The organism is Chthoniobacterales bacterium (assembly GCA_035274845.1).
In the GTDB taxonomy this organism is placed as follows: domain Bacteria; phylum Verrucomicrobiota; class Verrucomicrobiia; order Chthoniobacterales; family UBA10450; genus AV80.
The window spans coordinates 95,667-117,627 of sequence record DATENU010000011.1; the positions used below are offsets into that span (position 1 = coordinate 95,667).

Sequence of the window (21,961 nt, forward strand, 5' to 3'; positions counted from 1 at the left end):
TCTCTGACCGCCGACGCTGGGATGGGTGGCAGAGTGGTCTAATGCGCACGCCTGGAAAGCGTGTTTGCCGAAAGGCAACCAGGGTTCGAATCCCTGCCCATCCGAGCCCCTCCCGCCAGCGCATATGCTCGACCCCTATTCGGCCTTGACCGACCGCCGAGTCATCACCTGAATATTCTGGCGCACTTTTACCACGCTCGCGCTCGGCAACACTCCGCGAAAATTCGCTCCCGGATAGATCAGGCAATCCCGCCCCAGCACCGAGCCAGGATTGATCACCGCATTGCAACCGATCTCCGTGCGATCTCCCACGACCGCGCCGAATTTGGTGAGCCCGGTAGCGATGTCGCCATCTGCCGCGCTGACGTGGATTTCCTGGTGATCCAGTTTCACATTCGAAAGGATCACCCCGGCGCCGAGGTGGGCGCGATGTCCCAAAATCGAGTCCCCCACATAATTGAAATGCGGCACCTGCACTTCATCGAAAAGGATGCAGTTCTTGAACTCGCACGAATTCCCCATCACCACGCCATTGCCCACGATGACGTTTTCCCGGACGTAACATCCGCTGCGAATGTGGCAGTTCTCTCCAATCCAGGCGGGCCCTTTCAAAACGGCTCCCTGTTCGACGATCGTCCCCGCGCCGATGAAGACGGCATTGCTGATAAAAGGTTTCCCCACCAAATCGCCCAGGACGGCTGGTTTTAAGCGAAATTGGAGGTAGCTCGCGATTGGTTTGAGGGCGTCCCAAACATACTTCTGCGATTCGAACAGCTTCGGATGAGCTGTGTGTTCGAGACTCAGGAATTCGGCCGGTGCAAACATTAGGTGATGAACTAAACTCCGCCGCGCCGGGTGATCTTCTGCCCGTCCTTGGTATCGCGGGCTTCCCAGCCTTGCGCGGCGAGCGCGTCGCGCAATTCATCACTTTTTCTCCAATCCTTTGCAAGCCTCGCCTGCACCCGCGCCTCGGCCAGCTCCGCAATTTCCGGTGGCAGCGCCGCTTCTTCTCCGCTAATCGCCAGAACACTATCGATCCGCTCCCACCACTGAAGCCAGGCCGCCGCTTCGTCGGCGCTCATCTCCCCGGAATCGATCCTTCGATTCGTTTCTCGAATCGTCTCGAACAAAACGCCGAGCGCGCCGGAAATATTCAGATCGTCATCCAACGCCTCCTGAAATCCCGCGGCCTCATCCATTCGGCGTTGGGCGTTGGAAGTTGGACGTTGGGCGTTTTCTTTCAGCCTCCGCACCCAATCATCCACCCGCGCCAGAGACACTCGCGCCTCGTCCATTCCTTCCCAGGTAAAATTCAGCGGCGCCCGGTAATGGACCCGCATCAGCGCATACCGCACTTCGCGTCCGCTGTATCCTTTCGCGATCACGTCGCGCAGCGTGTAAAAATTCCCGAGCGACTTCGCCATCTTTTGTCCATCGACCATGAGATGCGCGCAATGCAGCCAATAGCGGACGAACTTTTTCCCCGTGCATCCCTCGGTCTGGGCAATCTCCGCTTCATGGTGCGGAAAAATATTGTCCACGCCGCCACAGTGAATATCCAGCTCTTCGCCGAGAAGCTGGGTCGCCATCGCACTGCACTCGATGTGCCAGCCAGGCCGGCCGGGACCCCAGGGGCTCTCCCATTTCACCAGCCCATCCTGTTCGTCCCACGCTTTCCAAAGCGCGAAATCGCCGACGTTCTCCTTCTCGTACTCGTCGCTCTTCACCCGGCCGGTGGAACGCAGCTCTTCCAAATCAAAATGCGCCAGCTTCCCGTAGTCCGGAAACTTGTTGATGCGGTAGTAAACCGATTTGTCTTCCGCCTCATAAGCGAGACCGCGCTCCATCAGCGTCGAAATCATCTCAATCATTTTCCTGATCTGGCCCGGATCGGTCGCTTCCGGGAACGAGTCCGCTCGTTTAATGCGCAACGCGTCAAGGTCTTCGAAAAACGCCTGTTTGAAGGGCTCGGTGAACTGCGCCAGCGGCAGGCCGGCTTCGCGCGAGCCGCGGATCGTCTTGTCGTCGACGTCCGTGATGTTCATGACACGGTGCACCTTAAAGTCACGCGATTCCAAATGCCGCTGAAGCAGATCTTCGAAAAGGTAAGCACGAAAATTTCCAATATGCGCGTGGCTGTAAACCGTCGGCCCACAGGTGTACATTTTCACCTCGCCTCCGGCCGAATTGAGGGGCCGAAATTCTTCGAGCGTGCGCGAGTAGGTGTTGAAGAGCCGGATTGCCATCGTCAGCGGGTGAAATGGAGTGGTCGAGTAATGGAGTAGTGAAACCGGGCTTCCATCAAACTATTACTCCAACACTCCATCATTCCATTTCCACCGTCGCCACCGCCATCGCCGCCATGCCTTCGCCTCGGCCAATCGCGCCCAGGCCTTCGTTCGTGGTTGCTTTGATGCTGACGCGCGCGGTGTCGAGATGAAGGGCAGCGGCAATCTTTTCCCGCATCGCCGGAATGTGGGGCGCAATCTTCGGCGCTTCCGCTATCAAAGTCGCATCCACGTTCACCGGGCGGGCATGAATCTGGCCGAGAAGCGCGGTCACCCGCTGCAGGATAGCGATGCTGCTGATCCCGCGAATCGATTCGTCGGTGTTCGGAAAATGATGGCCGATGTCGCCTTCGCCGACTGCACCGAGCAAGGCATCGGCGATCGCGTGGCAGATGACGTCCGCGTCCGAGTGCCCTTCGAGGCCGCGCTCGTGCGGGATCTCCACGCCGCCCAGGATTAGTTTGCGCCCGACCGCGAGGCGATGCGCGTCGTAACCGTTGCCAACCCGGATCGTGCTCACAATTTCAAATCGATCACGCCGTTCGACGCGATAATGCTGTATTTATCTTTCATATCCGTGCGAGGCTTGAGTTCGACGGTGCCGCCGGCGGTCTCAACCAGAATCCAACCGGCCGCAATATCCCAGAGACTGATCCCTTGTTCGATGTAGGCGTCGAAGCGCCCGCAGGCAACGTAGGCCAGGTCGAGGGCCGCGCTGCCCATCAACCGGCATTTGCGCGCCCGGTGCACCATTTCCTGGAGAAGCGGCAGGCCGGCCGCAATCGTCACGCCGGTTTTGGAGAGGCCGACGGAGATGACCGCTTCAGCGAGGTCTGCGCGTTCGCTGACCCGAAAGGGCCGGCCGTTCAACATCGGCGCGGCACCTTTTTGTGCCGTCCAGGTTTCGTCCCGGATAGGATCGTGAATTACGCCCACAATAATTTCGCCGAGGTAACGCAAGGCGATTGAAACGCAAAAGTGCGGAATGCCGTAGAAAAAATTCACGGTTCCATCGAGAGGATCGACCACCCATTGGTAATCGCTGGCCTGATCGCCGACGACGCCTTCTTCGCCATACAGGGCGTGCTCCGGGAATTTTTTCAGGAGCAGATCGGTGATCAGTTCCTGGGCGCGGACATCGATCTCGAGCTTGATGTCGTGGGCTTCAGCGGATTGGACGCGAAGCGGCTGTTGAAAACTGTGCCGGAGCAGTTCGCCCGCGGCGCGGGCAGCCTCCACCGCCGCGTCGAGGTAATGCGTCATGTGGAACCTAATAGGATCAACGGCCTCGCCCTGCCAACTGATTTCGTCTCGCGGCCTGCCCCAAAAAAAAACCGGGAGGAGAAAATTAATTCTCCTCCCGGGTTGAAGTTATTGTTTTGGAACTACGAAAAGCTCCGTAGCTCGTGAGCGAATCAAATGAAACTAGTGTTTCTTTTTCTTCGCAGCCGCCTTTTTCTTGGCGGGAGCTTTCTTTGCTTTTTTCTTAGCTGCCATATCGACTAATCCCCCCTTTCGGTCCGCTGTCGCGGTGGGTTGGTGAAGGATTTTTTTAACTTCACTTACTGTTGTCAGTAATCATCACGATTTTTTTGTCAAACTTTTTTCGAACATCTTTGCAATTATTTTCACGAGCTCGCGCGCGATTATTTTTTTCGGAGCGCGAGAAATTTTCTTCGTTTCGCCGTTTCGGAAGAAAATCAGGACTTCATTTTCGTCGCTTTCCATTCCCGAATCTTTTCCGCTGACATCGTTCGCCACCATCAGATCGCAATTCTTTCTCAGCAGTTTTTCCCGCGCATTTATTTTCAGATCGTGTGTCTCGGCGGCGAAACCGACCACGAGATATCGGCGATTATCCTTCGGTAACGAGGCGAGGATGTCGCGGGTGGCAATCAATCGAAGGGCGAAGGGCGCGTTTCGCTTTTTCATTTTGCGGGGACTGACCGCGGCCGGTTTGTAATCCGACACGGCTGCGCACATCACGAGAACGTCGCAAGTGGGCACGGCGCGCTGCACAGCGTCATGGAGTTCGTCGCTCGTCGTGATTGAAACAAAGGTGGCCTCGGGCGGCGGCGCGATGGCGGCGGGTCCGGAGATGAGCGTAACTTCATTGCCCTGCGCGAGCGCCGCTTCCGCAATGGCGTAGCCCATTTTTCCCGAAGAACGATTGCTGATGAAGCGAACCGGATCGATCGCTTCCCGCGTGGGACCGGCCGTAACGACGAACCTCACGCGATCAATCGATCCTGGCGCGCCAGCAGGAATTCCGCGCGGAACGCGATGTCGTCCACTTTCCATAGCCGGCCGACGCCTTCGTATCCGCACGCGAGCATTCCTTCTTCCGGCCCGATAAACTCGACTCCGCGCGTTTTCAGCGTGTCGACGTTTTTCTGGGTGGCCGGATGCTCCCACATTTTGCCATTCATGGCCGGCGCCACCAAGAGCTGAGCGCGAGTGGCGAGCGCAATGGCCGCGAGCGGATGACCGGCCAGGCCATGGGCGAGCTCGGCGATCACGTTCGCAGTCGCAGGAGCGATCACCAAAAGATTAGCGCGGTCCGCCAGATCGATGTGTCCCGGACGCCAACTTTCCTTTTCATCAAAGAAACTCGTGGTGACCGGATTCTTGGAAAGCGTCTGGAGCGTCAGCGGCGTGATGAACTCGACGGCGTCCCGCGTCATCACGACGAAAACGTCGTGCCCCTGCTTTACGAGCAAGCTCGCGAGTTCGGCGGATTTGTAGGCGGCAATCGAACCGGTGACGCCGAGGACGACGGTCTTTGATTTGCTCATGACAGCTTCAGCCTCCGGCTCAGATATCGCTCGGCTCCCATGATGTGGCGGAACTTTTGCAGATCTTCCTCCATCGATTTGCTGATGATGGTGTAACGATAATCCCGCCACAGCTCCATTTCACGAGCTGCGGTGACGATTCGCGATTCGATTTGCTCCGGCGTTTCAGTTCCGCGTTTGGTCAGCCGTTTCCGCAATTCATCCAGGTCCGGCGGCATGATGAAGACGTCGCAAAGCGCCCGCCGGATCGTTTCGTCATCAAAGTTCCGAATTGCCGCCGCGCCCTGAATGTCGACGTCGATCAGGACATCCACGCCGTTTTTCAAATTGGTAATCAGCGGCTCGCGAGTAGTCCCGTAGTGGCGCCCGTGCACGCTCGCGTGTTCCAGAAAATCGCCCTCCGCGATTCGCCCGAGAAAATCTTTTTCGGAAATGAAATGATAATCTTCCCCCTCGATCTCGCCCGCCCGGGGTGGCCGGGTCGTGCAGGAAACCGAATATACAAAATCGGGAGTCTGTCGCAGCGCATCGCAGAGCGTCGTTTTGCCCGCCCCCGAAGGAGCGGAGACCACGAAGAGAATTCCAGTGCGGGTGAATTGATTACTCAAGGTTTTGGATTTGCTCCCGGATTTTCTCCAACTCCGATTTGCAGGCAACGACATGTTGGGAAATCGAAGCGTCATTCGATTTCGCGCCGAGCGTATTCAGCTCCCGAAAAATTTCCTGGGTAATGAATTCGAGCGTGCGGCCGACCGGCTCGTTCTTGCGGAGATGATGCGCGAATTGCGCGAGATGACTCTCCAGGCGGGTCAATTCCTCCGAGATGTCCGAGCGGTCCGCGAAAAAAGTAACTTCCTTGAGCAAGCGTTCGTCTTCGAGCGGAAGATCGAGGCCAGCCTTTCCGATTCGCTCGATCAGGGCGCTGCGATATTTCTTCACGACTTCCGGATACACTCCGCGGATCTCCTTGATCTCTTTGCGCAGCACCTTGAGCCGATGGATCAAGTCCTTGGCGAGATGCTTGCCCTCGCGTTCCCGCATTTTGATCAGTTCGGTGAGCGCCGCTCCCAAAGCTCGCTGGACCACTGGCCAGGCTTTATCAGCATCAATGGTTTGTTCCGGAGAACGCATCACGCCTGGGGCCTGAAGAATGGTCCCGATCGTGATTTCGCCGGGCGCGCTCAACTCCTTTTGCAAGGTTAGCATCGCGTCGTGGTAGGAACGAGCGAGGGCGGTATCGAGCGCGAGTCCTCGGCCCCCGTTGGCGCTCTGGTGCAATTCAACGACGACGTTCATTCGGCCTCGCGAAATCCTTTCATTGATGGTCTGCCGAATGTGCGGTTCGAGTCCGGCCAGATCGCGCGGCAGATTCAGGACAATATCGCTCTGCTTCCGATTAACGGAGTTGAGTTCGACGCTGAATTTCGTCCCGTTGTGATCGGCCTCGCCGCGGCCGTAACCAGTCATGCTTCTCATTAGAATCCGAAGTGGGTCGCGGCCTGGGACACATCCTTGTCTCCACGGCCGGAGCAATTCACGATAACGAGTTTATCTGACGAAAGGGAAGGCGCGATCTTAATCAGATGCGCCAGGGCATGCGCGGTTTCAAGAGCCGGGATGATACCCTCGGTCTCGGCGAGAGTGCGAAACGCGGCCAGCGCTTCCTCGTCCGTGGCATAATCATATTCGATGCGGCCGGCGTCGCGCAGATAGCTGTGCTCCGGGCCAACCGCGGCGTAGTCGAGCCCGGCGGACACAGAATGAGTGAGCTCGATCTGGCCGTCAGCGTTGGCAAGGAGAAACGTCTTCGTGCCTTGAAGAATGCCCAGCCTGCCGCCCTGAAAACGCGCGGCATGTTTGCCTGGACGAATGCCTTCACCGCCGGCTTCTACGCCGATCATGCGGACGGATTCATCTTCCAGAAACGGATGGAAAAGCCCGATCGCATTGCTGCCGCCGCCCACGCACGCGATGAGAACGTCCGGCAGGCGGCCTTCGCGTTCCAGAATTTGGCGGCGCGTTTCGATTCCGATTACGCGCTGAAAATCGCGGACCATCATGGGGTAAGGATGCGAGCCGAGCGCCGAACCAAGGATGTAGTGGGTCGTTCGCACGTTGGTGACCCAATCGCGCATCGCTTCGTTGATCGCCTCCTTGAGCGTGGCCTGGCCGGCAGTGACGGGCACCACCTCTGCGCCTAGAAAGCGCATTCGGGCGACGTTCAGGGCCTGGCGTTCCATGTCCACGCTTCCCATGTAGATGACGCATTCGCAGCCGAAGTGAGCGGCGACGGTGGCAGTCGCCACGCCATGCTGGCCGGCGCCCGTCTCGGCAATGATACGAGACTTGCCCATTCGGCGCGCAAGAAGGATCTGGCCAAGGGCATTGTTGATCTTGTGCGCGCCGGTATGCAGCAGGTCTTCGCGCTTCAAATAAATCTTCGCGCCGCCGAGATCCTGAGTGAGGCGTTCCGCTAAATAAAGCGGCGTCGGGCGTCCCGCGAAATTGCGAAGCAATTCGTCGAGTTCGCCCTTGAACGCGGGATCGATCCTGGCGCGCTGATATTCCGCCGTCAGATCGTTCAAGGCAGACATCAGGGTCTCGGGCACGAACATGCCGCCGTAGGGACCGAAGTGACCGTGGGCGTCGGGAAGCTGTTGAACGGGATTCAAGGGGCAAACGTCCAACGCCCCACGTCCAACGTCCAACGCCGAATTAGGAGAGGCCTAACGATGGCCTGGCGAGAATCTGGTTGAGGGCACGCCGATGGGGCGACGGAACCGCAATGGAATGAAGGTCGCGCTCAGAAAACCAGCGGCGCGTCCGCGTCCGTTTTGCTTCCCGGCCGCGGTAAACCTCCAGGGTGATTCGATGATGGGTGAAGGGAAATTCGGAGCGATGCAACGGTGGCTCCGCGCGGCGGGGCATTTTTGATCGCGGCAGGATCCACATGCCGTGCCAGCGATCCGTCGATCGTTCGAGCAGGACGCGCCCGCGCCGCAGGACGAAATCGTGAGTCTCCGTGCGAAATTCAAGCGCGCGTCGCGGTTTCTTTCGCGGCAGTGACGCTGGATCCGTCGTCCGACAATAACGCTTCACGGGACAGTGTTCACATTTGGGCTTCGCCCCACAGACGAGCGCGCCCAATTCCATCAGGGCGGAATTGTGTTCGCCGGCGTTTTCTCCCGGGAGAAGCCGGGCAGCCGCGGACCAAAGCTGTTCTCGTCCGGCGCTGGTATCGATCGGTATTTGCAGGTCGAAGAGGCGGGAGAGAACACGCGCGATGTTTGCTTCGACGATCGGGACCGTTTCGTTGAAAGCGAATGTCGCTACCGCGTATGCCGTGTAGCGGCCAACGCCGGGCAGATCGCCGATCAAATCCGGCGATTTCGGGAAGCGACCGCCGTGTTCTCGGTTGATGGCGATAGCCGCGGCTCGCAGATTTCGGGCGCGCGAATAATAACCAAGACCCTGCCAGGCGTGGAGAACGTCTGATTCCGAGGCGGCGGCAAGAGTGGCGACACTCGGAAAGCGGCGCATCCACGCGTCATAGTAGGGCAGAACAGTCGCGACCTGGGTTTGCTGGAGCATGAACTCGGAAACCAGAATCGCGTACGGATCCGTGGTGCGGCGCCATGGGAGATCGCGGCCGTTTTTGCGATACCAGGAAAGAAGGGAGCGGCGAAACGCGATGCGCGAGACAGGCTTCACAGTTAAAAGGAACGTTCAACGTCCAACGTTCAACGTCCAACTTCAGATGTCTGCATTGAACGTTGGACGTTGGATGTTGAACGTTGGACGTTGGACGTTGAACGTTCCCTGCCTCGACGCAGATGAACTCTTACACTCACCCGCTTACCACCGACCAGGCTGCGAAGCTTCGCGCCTTGCTCAAGGAGCTGGGCTTCGAATTCGGACAGCGCCCCTACACGCTTTTCTTCGCCCAAAAGAACAAACTCAGCGTCGCCGTTTACGAGAAGGGGCCCAAGATTTTGCTCCAGGGGAAGGGGATCGACGAGTTCGTCCAGTTCGAGCTGGAGCCGAAGATTTTGGAGGAGGCGAAGCTCGGCTACGAAGAGGTGCACTCGCCCGAAATGTTCGAACCGCATTTCGGGGTCGACGAAAGCGGAAAGGGCGATTTTTTTGGCCCGCTCGTGATCGCGGGAGTTTATGTCGATCGCGATATCGCCCGACGGTTTCTCGAGGCCGGAATTCAAGACAGCAAACGGATTGGATCCGATGCGCGAATCCGGGAGCTGGCCAAGATTATTCGCACCACCCCCGGCGCAGTGGGCGACACCGTCGCGATCGGGCCGGAACGCTACAACGATCTCTACGAAAAGTTTGGCAACCTCAACAGCCTGCTGGGCTGGGGCCATGCGCGGGTGATAGAAAACCTTCTCGCCAAAAAGCCGGATTGTCCGCGGGCATTGTCCGACAAATTTGCCGACGCGCGAGTGATCGAAAATGCCCTGCTAAAGCACGGCCAGGCGATTCGGCTGGAGCAACGAACGAAAGCGGAATCCGACCTGGCTGTCGCGGCCGCTTCCATCCTGGCCCGGGAAGCGTTTATCGACTGGCTGGAGCGCCGTGGAAAGACCATGGGCGTGAAACTCGGACGGGGCGTCTCGGCGGCGGTAAAGGACGCGGCAAAAAAACTGGTGGAAGCCGAAGGGCCTGGTGTCCTGCGGAAAGTGGCGAAGGTCCATTTTCGAACTGCGCGTGAGATCGCTCCGGCCAATTTTGCGGCCCCGGCGCCCCGGCAGGCCTGGCGAAAGTAGCTGCGGGTAATTCGCCTCAGGAGCAGGCAAGCTTCCTGCTACCTACTTTTACCGTTCAAAGCGCATTTGTGGAAACCAGGCTCCTCATATTGAATGCCGATCCCGTCTTCCAAGACCGGGCGCTGGGCATTTTTGACGAAATCGACGATATCGAGACGCGTGTGGTCCGGACGCTCGCGGAGGCGGTCAGCGTGCTCTTGGCCGAGAATTTTGATGGATTCGTGGTCGAGGGAGAGGCCCCGATCGCGATGGAACAGGCCACGAACGCCCGCCAGCATTTCCCATCCTTGAGAATCGTGTGTCTCGCTCCGAAAACCGGGGAGGCTGATTTCACAAAAACTGCCCAGCAGCAAAAAATTACAAGAATCGTTAGCAATTGCAGCGACCGAAGCCTGCGCCGGCAATTGCACACTTTTGTCCGATCGCTGGGCCAGGGTGGAACGCCCGCCGAAGGCATCGATCCTTGCCACTCGCTCATCGGCAACCTCAACCAATTTTCAGCAGCCGAAATTCTGCAGATGAGCTGCCTCGGCCAACGCAGTGGCCGGTTTACCTTTAAATCAGGCCGCGGCAACAGCGAGATTTATCTGGCGCACGGGTCAGTCCGGCACGCGGTGTTTGGCTCGCTCGAAGGCGAGTCGGCGGTGGCTGAGATTTTCCGCTGGCGGCAGGGTCGCTTCTATTTTGAAGAAGGAATCATCAGTCAGGTGCAGACCGTGGATCGTCCGTGGGCGCACCTGCTTATCGACAATTTGCAGAAGCTCGACGAGACCCTGGAACTTTCAGCAACAGGGCCCGTATGAGAGATAAAACCGTCGAGACCCAGCTGCGGCTACTCACGCTGCAGCTCGATAACTGGAAAAAACTTCACGACCTGATTACCTACGGGCTCGATAAAGCCAGGCCGATCATTTCCGCGGAACAGGAACGCCAGTTCACCGAAATCCGGGCCAATCTGCTTCAGGAAAGCGAACATGTGTTTGGGGCCCTGGGTATTTTGGGGGATGTGTCCGGCCGGGCGATGAACGTCCTTCAGCGGTGCGTATCGGTTCGCGGGGTCCGCGAGTTATCGAACGAAGAGATTCGTCGGCTCGAAACGGAGTGGAACGGCGTTTTCACGAAGCTTGGCGTGGTGCAGGGGCAGTTGAAGTCCCGGCGCAAAACGCTCGCGGAGCAAAGCGCGCTTGCCTACTACGTTAGCCGCCTCTTTAGCCGGCCAGTAACGACCTAAGGGTCCTGTTCGACTTCTTACTTTAGAGGCGCGGAAAGCCGGTCGGTTCAGGGCGGCGAACCATGTTTTTGCGCTTTTATCGGACTTTCTAGGGGTCCATGGACGTCCGTCGCGCGCGGGGGCTCTCTACGTAACAAACTGAAATTTGTTACATTTGTTTCCCCCCATCTTAGTGCCGTGATACGATTACTTTGTGTTATGCCAAAGCTAACCAAAAGAGATATCGTTGTCGCCATCAGCAATCAGACCGGGATGGTGCAGCACGACGTTTTCGAAGTCGTGCAGCGGACGCTCGATCATATTACCAACAGCCTGGCAAATAATGTAGCCGTTGAACTGCGTAACTTTGGAGTGTTTCAACCCCGCCTCACCAAACCTCGCGTGGGCCGCAACCCAAACGAACCAGGCAGCAGCTTTGTAATACCGCCCCGCGCCACGGTAAAATTCAAGGCCGGCAAGATTATGCGCCAGCGAGTGGAAAAGCTCTCCCGCGAATTGAAGGAGGCCTCCGACAAAAAGGAGATGGCCGAGAGCAGTGGTGCGGGCGCGACTCAATAGGGCGAATCGCAATTCCCGGGCGGGCCGCTTTAGACCTACGAGCGAATCGCAGGTTCCGCCTCGAGCAGCAGGTTCTGGATCGCCTCCTCCAGTCGGTCAAAATTGATTGGCTTGGTGAGGTGCTCTGAGAAACCCGCCGCGCGCGCCCTGCTCACGTCGTTTTCCATTCCAAAGCCGCTGAGGGCGATGCCCCGCAGGCCTTTCGCGGTAGTCAATTCCTGCATCAGCTCGTAGCCAGAGCGATCGGGAAGACCGATATCGCTGATGACAAGATCGAACTCCTGGCGATTGGCTTTCGCCACGGCTTGATCGGCCGTGTGCGCGACCGTGACGCGATACCCCCGCCGTTCGAGCATCATTTTCATTCCGGTACAGGTGTCGACATGATCGTCCACAACCAAAACCCGGGGTCCGTGCTGACCGGCTTTGGTCCTTTTTTCTTCCACGGCTTTCGGCCCGCCCGTTTCCGCCACCGTCGGCAGGGTCGCCGGCGCCGCGACCGTCGCCAGAGTCACGGTAAAGGTGGCGCCGCGATTCTTTCCGCGGCTTTCGGCTTTGATCGTTCCACCATGTGCCCCGACCATCGCTTTTGAGATGGCGAGGCCGAGCCCGAGACCGCCAAACCTCCGCGTGATGGAGCTTTGGCCTTGTTCGAAAGCATTGAAGATTCGCTCTATCTGCTCTGCCTCGATCCCAATGCCGGTGTCCATCGTCCTGATTTCCACCTTATCGGGAGAAGGGTTCAGGGTTTCGATCACGATCCGGCCCTTCTCCGGAGTAAATTTCACGCTGTTTTTGATCAAGTTCCAAAAGACCTGCTGCAAGCGTGCCGGATCTCCTTCCACAAAAGCGCGCTCGGCCCGAAGCCGAAATTCGATCTTCAGATCTTTGGCCGCGATTTCCTCCCGGCAAATCTCATAGGAGCGTTGCAAAATCTCGTGCACGCTGGCGGTCTCCAGGCTGAGCTGGAGCTTGCCTTTCGAGATTCGGGTCACGTCCAGAAGATCGTCGATGAGGCGCGCCTCCAGTTCGACGTTGCGGCGGATCACTTCGAGGGCATGTCTCACTTCTGCCGAATCCGGAGCGCTCGCCTCCAATTCGCCGACCATGGCAATGACCGGCGAAAGGGGATTGCGCAATTCGTGAGAGAGCAGGGCGAGAAACTGATCTTTCGACGCATTGGCCCCAATGAGCTCCTGGCGCAGGGTCACATCGCGCGTCTTGTCTTCAACCAGGTAGAGCACGCCCTGGATGGTTTGCTCCGAACCTTGCAGACGCAGAAGATTCACGTTTACAAAGCGGGTCATTCCTTCGCGGTCGACGAACGGTTGTTCGACCAATTGATAAGGCGCGCCGAAAGCCAGGACACGCTCGATCGCTTCGGCGGGGGCGATCTTCACTTCATCGTAGCTGGCGTCGTAAATGTCTTTAGCGGCCGGCAATTCGCCAAACCGTTTGGCCATTTCGCTGAAAGCCTGATTCGCCTGGAGGAAATGGTGCGAGTCCGGATCGACGAGCGCAATTCCGCTCGGCATGTTGGCCAGGATTTTCTCGTTGAAAATAACCTCGCGCTCGATCCGGCGGGCGGCTTCAGCCTGGCGCCGTGCGACTTTTCCTGCGAACCATGCGCCCACCGCCGTCAACACAATCAGCCAGAGAGCGGGAATCGTGATCTTGTTCAACAAGTCCTGGACCGGTTTGTAAGCCACCGCTTTCGGTTGCTCGACGATGGTCAGCCACCCGGTGGTCTCGAGCGTGGTGAAAGAATAAAGGTGGCCATTCCGTTCGATCGAACCTGTCTTCAGGGGGCGGATTTCCTCGATGATGCTGGAGAGCTGAGGCGTCGCCGGCTGGGTATTCGGAACGAAATTATTCGCGAAAAGAGGGTGGCCGCTTTGGTCGATCACGTGGCAAACCGCCCGGTCGGCGAAATCGATCGAGGAGAGGCGCCTCCCCATTCGTTCCACAAGGACCCAAACGCCCAGATATCCGACGACGGTGCCGTCCTGGGCGCGAACCGCCCCCACGATAGCCGTCGTCATGCGACCATCCGGCAAGCGCGGATGAATGGGCGATACGTAAACGTCGGCCGAACCCATGGCGCCTTCTCGCCAAAGGGCTGGCGAAAAATCCTGCGCGGCCGGCGTGGGGATCGCGGGCAGCGAAGCGATCAGCTGGCCCTCTGTCCCGGCCAAAAACATCCCGTCGATTCGGGGATGCGAATAAAAAACCTGGGTTAACCATTGTTGAGCTGGGCTGGATGGATTAGGTGCCGCCAGCATTTTGGCGACGTCCGGCTGGGTCTGGTAGTACTCGATGACGCTGCCCGTATGGCTCAGATCATCACCCACCAGGTGGGCGATCAATTGCACGAAGGTTTGGCGGTCGTGAAGGATCTTGGACTCCAGGGTGTCGCTCAAAATCGTGTAGGAGAAGAACAACATCAGAATTGAGGGGAACCATCCGGCCAGGAGGATGGCGATAACGATGTTGTAACGCTGGAGCCGATCCCGGTCCCGTCGTTTTAGACGGCCGAAAAATGGGATGGATTGAATCCAGGACATCGCAGGAAAAAACTCGGCTCTCTAAACCCTCGCGGCAAGGCCCGAAATGGGTGGAATTTTGTCGCCTAGTCCGCCGCCGCGATCAGCAGGTTCAAATCATGAGCTTGAGTGTGCAATGTTTTGACCTCCGCAAGACTCGGTGCCTCGGGAGCGTGGTTTAACAGGGTGCGGATTGCATCCACGCCGGCGCGAATTTTCTCAAAGAACGGCGCGTGAGCGACAGCAGGGGGCAGGGTCGCTATTTCTTCCGCGAAGTAATTGATCAGATCCCGTTGCCAAAGGACCGCGGCGCGATCCGGAGTATAATTCCCTTCGACGGCGCCGGAGGTAATCTCCAAGCCGCGCAGCCAGCCGCCCAGACTGATCAGGTGGGCCATTTTTTGATCGCGCAAGTCACTCATCGCCTGCTCGACGTCCTGTTGGGTGGAAATCAATTCAGCCCGGACCGCCGGCCAATCCCCCTTTTTTCCCAGCTCGGTCAGGCTGGCGCTGTGGCGCATTACCCGATCGCCCACACCGAGACTGCGGGCCTGCCGCAACAACACCCGGCCGAGGTCTTCCACAAGATTCTTCTTCTGACACTCCACGATGAGAAACCCGTCTGCGACCAGGCTGCCGAATACCATGCCCATCTGCTCACGACTGGTGTGAGTGGCCTGCGGAAACTCGCGTTTGAGTTGCTCGAAAGGAAGCGGCTTGAGGTCGTCGAGTTGTTGAAAAATGTCGGCGAGGGACGGCGCCGTGTAGGGGTTGACGCCAAGTTCTTCGCGCTGATGGTCGGCCACATTATCAGAAGGTTCCTGTCCAACGACCAGTTGCGGTGCTGACATCGCCGCCAAGTATAGACAGATCAGCAGAATTTTTCCGTCCAGCGGGCGTTTCATCTTTATCTGAATCGGGCGGTAACCGGTGATTGTTTGCATCTTGCCGCGGAGGGGCGCCAGGCTCGGCGGAACCGCCTCTCTGGCGCGGGAAATGGGTCCGCGTTTCGCGGGCAAACCCCCCATTTTTGATTTGACGGATGCGGCGGAAGCGGCATCATGTCGCCCTGCCGCCTTTCAATGGCGGCAGTTTCTCTAACCCGTTATGCAAGGAAGCGTTGCCTCGATCATCTGGACGATCTGCTACATGAGTGTGCTGATCGGCCTCTCCGCTTACGGGGTTCACCGGTATGTAATCATTTATCTCTTCCTGAAGCATCGGAAACAGGCGGCGGTCCCGGCGCGGCAATTCGAGCAGCTGCCCAAGGTGACGATGCAGTTGCCGATCTTCAATGAAGTGTATGTCGTCGAACGCCTTTTGCGTTCGGTCAGTGAAATAGATTATCCCAAAGATCTCCTGCAAATCCAGGTTCTTGATGATTCGACCGACGATACCCGGCAGCTGACCTCCTCGTGCGTGGCCGAATTGCAGAGCCGGGGCTTCAATGTTGAGCTCATTCACCGGACCGATCGCTCCGGGTTCAAAGCCGGGGCCCTCGAGACCGGATTGGCCTCCGCGCAAAGTGAATTCGTTTGCATCCTGGATGCTGATTTCGTTCCGCAACCGGATCTTCTGCGGAGGACGATCCATTTCTTCACCGATCCGAAAATCGGCATGATCCAAACTCGCTGGGGCCATTTGAATCGCGGCTATTCTCTGCTTACCCGCGTGCAGGCCATGTTCCTTGATGGTCATCTTCTCCTCGAGCAAACGGCGCGCAGCCGAAGCGGTCGTTTCTTCAACTTTAATGGGACCGCTGGATTATGGCGCCGCTCCTGCATCGATGAGGCAGGAGGATGGCAACACGACACCTTGACCGAGGATCTCGATCTGAGTTATCGCGCCCAGCTGGCCGGCTGGAAGTTCATCTTCCTGCCGGACGTTATCACGCCGGCCGAATTACCGGTGGACATGAACGGGTTCAAATCACAGCAACATCGTTGGACGAAAGGTTCGGTTCAGACCTGCAAGAAATTGCTTCCAACTATCTGGCGCAGCCGTCTCCCTCTCACGATCAAGATCGAGGCCACTGCCCACCTGACTTCAAATTTCGCCTATCTTCTGCTCGCGTGTTTGTGCGTGCTGCTCCATCCGTCGAGCGGTGGGCCGCAGCCAGGCCTCCTCCGGACTGTGCTCCTCGATTTCCCCATCTTCCTGACGGCGTCGGTTTCTGTGGCCGTCTTTTACATTTGCGCCCAGCGAGAGCTGCACCCGCGCACCTGGATGAAGGAAATTCTGTTGCTCCCGGCTCTGCTTGCGCTCGGTGTCGGCCTTTCTCTTAATAATGCGCGGGCGGTCCTCGAGGCCGTCTTCAATCACAAGTCGGAATTTGCCCGGACGCCGAAGTATGGGATCGAGCGCAAGGCCCAGCCCTGGCGCACCTGCAAATACATGCCGCTCAAATCTCTCCTTCCTATCGCGGAGATGGCCTTCGCCCTCTATTTTTCCTACTTCGTCTGGTTCGCCATTCAGCATCGGCAGTTTGTCTCCCTCCCATTCCTGATCATGTTCCAAGCAGGGTTTCTTTACGTCTCTCTCTCATCGCTAGGTCAGTGGTTTCCGAGGGTCAGTCTCGGCGGCGAGCGGACCGCAGCCACGATTCCTGCGTGACAAACACTCGGATTCAAGTAAGAAGGCCGTGATGGTTCGCCTGTTTTCGCTTCTGCTGGCGTTACTTTCGTTTGCGGCAACCCTGCGCGCCGATGGGCCCAGCCGCGTTATTATCAGTGTAAAGGACCAGAAACTGATGGTGGTCGGAAATGGCGCCAAGCTCGCGACTTATCCCGTATCCACGTCAAAATTCGGTGTCGGTGACAACTGGGGGCGAATGACAACTCCGCTTGGTTTTCTTCAGGTTGCCGAAAAAATTGGCGATCACGCGCCGGTCGGGGCCGTTTTTCGGAATCGCCGGTTTACCGGTGAAATCATCAAGCCGAATGCTCCGGGGCGCGATCCCGTGATCACCCGAATCATCTGGCTGCGTGGCTTGGAAGCGGCCAACGCACATGCCTATAGCCGCTGCATTTATATTCACGGCACACCGGAGGAAAAAACTATCGGGCGCCCTGCCAGTTACGGCTGCATCCGAATGAAGTCGCGCGACGTCACCGCGCTCTATTCGCAGCTCCCGATCGGAGCGCTGGTCGAGATTGTCCCGGATCGGTTACCAGACGTTCCCAAGGCGCCGAAAGGCGCGGTCTTTGCGCTGGAGCAGCCCAAGGCTGAACCGAAGCCAACCGGCGAGGCCGAGACCCCGGTAGTGAAATCCGAGACCCCCGTAGTGAAGCCCGAGGTCCCCGTGGTGAAGACCGCTGCCCCTGCAAGGAAGGCCGATGCGCCTGCTCCCGCAAAGAAGCCTGCTCAAACCGTGCGCAAAAACGCGAAGCCGGAGGAGCCTCACTTCGGCCGGAGCGCCTAGCTTCCCGCCGGCCGCGCGTGATCGCGGTCTTGACACAGTACCCGCCCTCCACGACTCTCCCCGCTCAGAAATTTCCAATTTCCAAATGGCTAATACCAAATCCGCTTCGAAACGCGCCCGCCAGACAACCGTTCGCTCGCTCCGCAACCGGAGGGTCCTGACGCGCCTGCGCAAAATGCAGAAGGGCGTTTCGGCGCCTGGCTCGAAGCCGGAAGCCAAGGACGTACAGGCGATGATTTCAGCGATCGATAAAGCGGCGAAACGCGGCATCATTCATAAGAATGCGGCGAAGCGCCGAAAGGCTCGATTGAGTAAATCATTGGCCGCTTCGCGCGCTGCCTGACCGAGCGCGGGCTTCGGTTCGGTTCGCTGACGCAAAGCAAGCTGGAAGCTTGCGCTACCCTTCTGGGCGGTTAAGATCACGCCGATGATTCCCGCTCTTTTTCTTATTCTGGCTGCGGTCCTTTATCGAATCGTAATGGGCCTCGCCATTATTTCCGGTTCCACCTGGCTGTCGAACTTTGCGCCGCTGGCCGCGATCGCACTTTGCGCCGCGGCTTATTTCCCGGCCAAATACAAATTCACGGTGCCGATGATCGCGCTTCTCATCTCGGATGTGGTTCTAAACATGAAGTACGGCGCTCCGCTCTTGAGCCCGTTTGTGGCCTCGCATTATCTCGGCTTCGCGTTGGTGGGCGGGCTTGGTTTGCTTTTGCAGAATCGCGCTTCGCTCAAGACGCTTTTGCCGGCGTCGATCGCGGCCTCGTTCATCTTCTATGTCGTCACAAACACGGTCTCCTGGCTCTTCGATCCGGGATACGTGAAAAACTTTTCCGGATTGATCCAGGCCCTCACCGTCGGGTTACCGGCTTACAGCGCCACGCCCACCTGGATGTTTTTCCGCAGCTCGCTCCTGAGCGATCTCTTCTTCACCTTACTTTTCGTTTTCTGCATGAATGTTGGGCGGGACCCGCAACGGGCGCGCCCCGCTGCGGCCTTGCCTCGCCCCGTTTGATCCGGCCATGTCGCAGCCGGAGCAACGCGACGAAGTCGAAATGCTCTCGCTGATGCTGTTGATTCGGCGTTTCGAGGAGCGGGCGAGTCAGCAATATCAAGCGCAGAAAATCGGCGGTTTTTGCCATCTCTACATTGGCCAGGAAGCCGTGGTTTGTGGCGCCGTTGCGGCGACGCGTCCGGATGATTATTTGATAACGGCCTATCGCGATCACGCGCACGCGCTGGCCCGCGGCACCAGCGCCAACGCCTGCATGGCTGAGCTTTTCGGGAAGGCGACCGGTTGCTCGCGTGGGCTCGGTGGATCGATGCATTATTTCGATCGCGAGCATCACATGTACGGCGGGCATGCGATCGTGGCGGCCCATGTGCCTCTCGCCACGGGCATGGCTTTCGCGTCGAAGTATCGCGACGAAGATCGGGTCACGCTTTGTTTTTTTGGCGACGGCGCCATCAATCAGGGCTCATTTCACGAAGCCCTTAACCTCGCGGCCCTCTACAAACTTCGGGTCATTTTCGTCTGCGAGAACAATTTGTTCGCGATGGGAACGAGCGTCGAGCGCTCGACCTCGCTCAAGGAAATCGTCGAGCGCGCGGAGGGCTACAACATTCCCGGAACCGTGATTGATGGAATGAACTTCCGTGAGGTGCGCGACAAGCTTTCCGAAATCATTGGTTCGATTAGAGCCGAGCCGCATCCGGCTTTCGCCGAAGTCCGCACTTACCGTTACCGCGGTCATTCCATGTCCGACCCGGCGAGCTATCGCACCAAGGAGCAGCTGGAAAAATATCGGCTCGACGATCCGATCACGCGGTTGCGGGCCCAGCTCACCCGCGAGGAGAAGCTGACCCACGAGCAGTTTGATCGGCTGGACAAAGAGGCGAAAGAGATTGCCCTCGCGAGCGTAAAATTTGCCGAAGAGAGTCCCGAGCCGCCGCTGGAAAAACTTTACGATTACACCTACGTGAACGGAGGCGGAGCGTGAGAGAGATCACCTATCGCCAGGCGGTCAACGAAGCGCTTGCCGAGGAATTGGAGCGCGACCCGAATGTTTTCCTGATGGGCGAGGAGGTCGCGGAGTACAACGGCGCCTACAAGGTGAGCCAGGGTTTGCTCGAGCGGTTCGGTCCGAAACGCATCATCGACACGCCGATCAGTGAGAACGGTTTTGCCGGACTGGGGGTGGGCGCGGCGATGGTGGGGCTGCGGCCGATCATTGAGTTCATGACTTTCAGTTTCTCCCTGGTCGCGTTCGATCAGGTGGTGAACAATGCGCCGAACATGCTCACCATGTCGGGTGGTCAGTTCAACATCCCGATCACGTTCCGCGGGCCTAACGGTCCCGCCCATCAACTGGGCGCGACGCATTCCCATGCCACCGAATGTCTTTATGCCAACTTTCCAGGATTGAAGATCTGCACGCCGGCCACGCCGCGCGACGCGAAAGGCCTGCTGAAGACGGCGATTCGCGACAATAACCCGGTCCTGGTCCTCGAGGTAGAGCTTCTCTACAGCTCGAAGGGAATGGTCGAAGAAGAGGATTTTGAGCTGCTGATTCCATTGGGAGAAGCCGAAGTGAAGCGGACCGGCAGTGACGTTACGATTGTTTGTTATGCGCAGACTGTTCCGCTGGCGCTGGCCGCTGCGGAAAGACTCGAAGAGGAAGAAGAGATCAGCGCTGAAGTGCTCGATTTGCGTTCCATCAAGCCGCTCGATCAGGACGCGATTCTCAAGTCGGTTTCAAAAACGCACCGGGTGGTGATTGTGGAGCAGGATCGGCCGTTCTGTGGAATTGGCGCCGAGATTTCCTACCGAGTCCAGAAGGAGATATTTGACGAGCTGGATGCGCCGGTTCTGCGTGTCGCGCAGGAAGATGTGCCGATGCCTTACAATGAGCGCCTCGAGCAAGCGGTGCTGCCCAGCGCCGATAAGTTGATCGCCGCCGTGAAGAAAGTTTGTTACACCTAACGACCCGCCGCCATGCCAGAGATCCAAATGCCCAAGCTCAGTGACACGATGACGGAAGGCACGCTTGTCTCCTGGAAGAAAAAGAAGGGCGACAAAGTTTCGGCGGGCGACGTCATCGCCGAAATCGAGACCGACAAGGCAACCATGGAATGGGAGTCGCCGGAAGACGGCACTCTGACGGAAATCTATGTTGAGGAGGGCGGCAAGGTCGATGTCGGCGTGAAAATAGCGTTCATCGGCGCCGAAGGGGAAGCAGCTCCAGCGAAGCAGGAGCCCGATGGGAAGAAGGCGGAACCTGAGTCGAAAGAAGAAAAAAAGCCGGCCTCGGAAAAGAAGGAGCAAGCCGAAACGGAAAAGCCGGCGCCGGCCGAGAAGAAAGAAAAAGAAACGGCGCCGCCCCAGGAGAGTGCAAAGAAACCTGCCGAGTCCGCCAAGGCTGCGCCAGCCTCAGAATCGGCTGCGAACAAGAAGACGGAAAGCACGGGCGAAGCGCGTGTGAAAGCTTCACCGATGGCCCGCCGGGTTGCCGCTGAAAAGGGAATCGATCTTTCCACGGTCAAGGGAACGGGTCCGGAAGGACGAGTCACCGAAAGCGATGTCCGGGCGGCCGGGAAATCCAGAGGTGCGGCGCCGGCGGCTGCGGCCCCGCGAATTCCAGCCGGGGAAGGGTCCCGGATTAGCCTCACCGGCATGCGCAAGGTAATCGCAGAGCGTCTCGTCGCCAGCAAAGCGCCGGTGCCGCATTTCTATTTGAATATCGAGATTGACGCCGGCCCGCTCATGGCCGCACGGGCCGAATTGAAATCGGCTGGGGAAGGATCCGATTCTGCCAGGATCACAGTGAACGATTTTGTTCTCAAAGCGTCGGTCGAAGCCGCGGTCAAGGTGCCGAAAGCGAACGCGTCCTTCGATGGCGACGCGATTGTGGAATACAACGACGTCAATCTTGCGATTGCCGTTGCAATCGAGGATGGCTTGGTAACGCCGGTAATTCGCGCGGCCCAGGGCCGGTCGCTCCGGGAGATCAGCGAAGCCGTTAAAGATCTCGCGCATCGGGCGCGGAACAAGCGGATGAAACCGGAGGAATTTCAGGGCGGAAGTTTTACCGTCTCCAATCTCGGCAGCTACGGCATCGATCACTTCCTGGCCATCATCAATCCGCCGCAGGGGTTCATTTTGTCGATCGGGGGAATCGTGAAAAAACCGGTGATCGACAACTGCGACCAGATCGTCGCTGGGCAGCGGATGGCTATTGGAATGAGCTGCGACCATCGCGTGATTGATGGCGCTCTGGGCGCGGAATACCTGAGGGCGCTGCGCCAACTGCTCGAAAATCCCGCCCTCCTTCTGGTTTAGCGGTC

Annotated in this window: 23 protein-coding genes and 1 tRNA gene; 12 read left to right on the forward strand and 12 right to left on the reverse strand. The window is 58.2% G+C overall.

Translation table 11 applies throughout. The annotated features are described in order from the left end of the window. Nucleotides 1–19 precede the first annotated feature (19 nt). A tRNA-Ser gene (locus VJU77_07000) sits at nt 20–104 on the forward strand. A 31-nt stretch (nt 105–135) separates the two neighbouring features. On the opposite strand, the gene VJU77_07005 is transcribed toward VJU77_07000, so the two are convergent. The 10 genes from VJU77_07005 to VJU77_07050 form a co-directional block, all read right to left on the reverse strand. After that, nucleotides 136–825, reverse strand: coding sequence for a UDP-N-acetylglucosamine diphosphorylase (locus tag VJU77_07005; GenBank protein ID HKP03102.1), 690 nt, complete (start codon nt 823–825; stop codon nt 136–138). An 11-nt stretch (nt 826–836) separates the two neighbouring features. After that, entirely contained in the window at nt 837–2,246 is a 1,410-nt protein-coding gene (gene cysS / locus VJU77_07010; protein ID HKP03103.1) for a cysteine--tRNA ligase, read from the reverse strand. A gap of 79 nt (nt 2,247–2,325) precedes the next feature. Then, nucleotides 2,326–2,808 (reverse strand): 2-C-methyl-D-erythritol 2,4-cyclodiphosphate synthase, encoded by a 483-nt coding sequence (gene ispF / locus VJU77_07015; GenBank protein ID HKP03104.1) that lies wholly within the window; start codon nt 2,806–2,808, stop codon nt 2,326–2,328. Further along, the gene (locus tag VJU77_07020) at nt 2,805–3,551 is read right to left on the reverse strand and encodes an inositol monophosphatase family protein (protein ID HKP03105.1); all 747 of its coding nucleotides are present in this window, start codon (nt 3,549–3,551) and stop codon (nt 2,805–2,807) included. Before VJU77_07020 ends, ispF begins: the two co-directional genes overlap by 4 nt. A 318-nt stretch (nt 3,552–3,869) precedes the next feature. Next, nucleotides 3,870–4,523 carry a phosphopantothenoylcysteine decarboxylase gene (locus VJU77_07025; protein HKP03106.1) on the reverse strand — a complete coding sequence of 218 codons (654 nt, stop codon included), beginning with the start codon at nt 4,521–4,523 and terminating at the stop codon, nt 3,870–3,872. Beyond that, nucleotides 4,520–5,083: a flavoprotein gene (locus tag VJU77_07030; protein ID HKP03107.1), complete on the reverse strand. Its 564-nt coding sequence runs from the start codon at nt 5,081–5,083 to the stop codon at nt 4,520–4,522. The genes VJU77_07025 and VJU77_07030 overlap by 4 nt, the downstream gene beginning before the upstream one ends. Further along, nucleotides 5,080–5,691, reverse strand: a complete 612-nt coding sequence (gmk, locus tag VJU77_07035; protein ID HKP03108.1) for a guanylate kinase — start codon at nt 5,689–5,691, stop codon at nt 5,080–5,082. Before gmk ends, VJU77_07030 begins: the two co-directional genes overlap by 4 nt. After that, a complete protein-coding gene (locus VJU77_07040; GenBank protein HKP03109.1) occupies nt 5,684–6,559 on the reverse strand; it encodes a YicC/YloC family endoribonuclease in 876 nt (291 codons plus the stop codon). Before VJU77_07040 ends, gmk begins: the two co-directional genes overlap by 8 nt. After that, nucleotides 6,559–7,755, reverse strand: coding sequence for a tryptophan synthase subunit beta (trpB, locus tag VJU77_07045; protein HKP03110.1), 1,197 nt, complete (start codon nt 7,753–7,755; stop codon nt 6,559–6,561). The genes VJU77_07040 and trpB overlap by 1 nt, the downstream gene beginning before the upstream one ends. Nucleotides 7,756–7,798: 43 nt before the next feature. After that, a complete protein-coding gene (locus VJU77_07050; protein HKP03111.1) occupies nt 7,799–8,794 on the reverse strand; it encodes an A/G-specific adenine glycosylase in 996 nt (331 codons plus the stop codon). 122 nt (nt 8,795–8,916) lie between these two features. Between VJU77_07050 and rnhC the strand changes: the two genes are divergently transcribed. The 4 genes from rnhC (at nt 8,917) to VJU77_07070 (ending at nt 11,653) form a co-directional block, all read left to right on the forward strand. Further along, nucleotides 8,917–9,864 carry a ribonuclease HIII gene (gene rnhC, locus VJU77_07055; GenBank protein ID HKP03112.1) on the forward strand — a complete coding sequence of 316 codons (948 nt, stop codon included), beginning with the start codon at nt 8,917–8,919 and terminating at the stop codon, nt 9,862–9,864. Between the two features lie 89 nt (nt 9,865–9,953). Then, nucleotides 9,954–10,667, forward strand: coding sequence for a DUF4388 domain-containing protein (locus tag VJU77_07060; GenBank protein HKP03113.1), 714 nt, complete (start codon nt 9,954–9,956; stop codon nt 10,665–10,667). Continuing rightward, on the forward strand, nt 10,664–11,095 hold the full coding sequence (locus VJU77_07065; GenBank protein HKP03114.1) for a hypothetical protein: 432 nt from the start codon (nt 10,664–10,666) through the stop codon (nt 11,093–11,095). The genes VJU77_07060 and VJU77_07065 overlap by 4 nt, the downstream gene beginning before the upstream one ends. 198 nt (nt 11,096–11,293) lie before the next feature. Continuing rightward, on the forward strand, nt 11,294–11,653 hold the full coding sequence (locus VJU77_07070) for an HU family DNA-binding protein (GenBank protein HKP03115.1): 360 nt from the start codon (nt 11,294–11,296) through the stop codon (nt 11,651–11,653). 35 nt (nt 11,654–11,688) lie between these two features. Here VJU77_07070 and VJU77_07075 read toward each other — a convergent pair whose 3' ends face one another. Both VJU77_07075 and VJU77_07080 read right to left on the reverse strand, forming a co-directional pair. After that, nucleotides 11,689–14,217 carry an ATP-binding protein gene (locus VJU77_07075; protein ID HKP03116.1) on the reverse strand — a complete coding sequence of 843 codons (2,529 nt, stop codon included), beginning with the start codon at nt 14,215–14,217 and terminating at the stop codon, nt 11,689–11,691. Between the two features lie 65 nt (nt 14,218–14,282). Beyond that, complete coding sequence (locus VJU77_07080) at nt 14,283–15,047, reverse strand: hypothetical protein (GenBank protein ID HKP03117.1); 765 nt, start codon at nt 15,045–15,047, stop codon at nt 14,283–14,285. A 256-nt stretch (nt 15,048–15,303) separates the two neighbouring features. On the opposite strand from VJU77_07080, the gene VJU77_07085 reads away from it, so the two are divergent. The 7 genes from VJU77_07085 to VJU77_07115 all read left to right on the forward strand — a co-directional run bounded on the left by VJU77_07085 (nt 15,304) and on the right by VJU77_07115 (nt 21,956). Beyond that, entirely contained in the window at nt 15,304–16,809 is a 1,506-nt protein-coding gene (locus VJU77_07085) for a cellulose synthase family protein (protein ID HKP03118.1), read from the forward strand. 31 nt (nt 16,810–16,840) lie between these two features. Next, nucleotides 16,841–17,617, forward strand: a complete 777-nt coding sequence (locus VJU77_07090; GenBank protein HKP03119.1) for a L,D-transpeptidase family protein — start codon at nt 16,841–16,843, stop codon at nt 17,615–17,617. An 85-nt stretch (nt 17,618–17,702) separates the two neighbouring features. After that, nucleotides 17,703–17,960 carry a 30S ribosomal protein S20 gene (gene rpsT, locus VJU77_07095; GenBank protein ID HKP03120.1) on the forward strand — a complete coding sequence of 86 codons (258 nt, stop codon included), beginning with the start codon at nt 17,703–17,705 and terminating at the stop codon, nt 17,958–17,960. A gap of 84 nt (nt 17,961–18,044) precedes the next feature. After that, a complete protein-coding gene (locus tag VJU77_07100; GenBank protein HKP03121.1) occupies nt 18,045–18,632 on the forward strand; it encodes a DUF6580 family putative transport protein in 588 nt (195 codons plus the stop codon). Between the two features lie 7 nt (nt 18,633–18,639). After that, the gene (gene pdhA / locus VJU77_07105; GenBank protein HKP03122.1) at nt 18,640–19,617 is read left to right on the forward strand and encodes a pyruvate dehydrogenase (acetyl-transferring) E1 component subunit alpha; all 978 of its coding nucleotides are present in this window, start codon (nt 18,640–18,642) and stop codon (nt 19,615–19,617) included. Then, a complete protein-coding gene (locus VJU77_07110) occupies nt 19,614–20,600 on the forward strand; it encodes a pyruvate dehydrogenase complex E1 component subunit beta (GenBank protein HKP03123.1) in 987 nt (328 codons plus the stop codon). The genes pdhA and VJU77_07110 overlap by 4 nt, the downstream gene beginning before the upstream one ends. A gap of 12 nt (nt 20,601–20,612) precedes the next feature. Next, nucleotides 20,613–21,956 (forward strand): pyruvate dehydrogenase complex dihydrolipoamide acetyltransferase, encoded by a 1,344-nt coding sequence (locus VJU77_07115; GenBank protein HKP03124.1) that lies wholly within the window; start codon nt 20,613–20,615, stop codon nt 21,954–21,956. Nucleotides 21,957–21,961 lie beyond the last annotated feature (5 nt).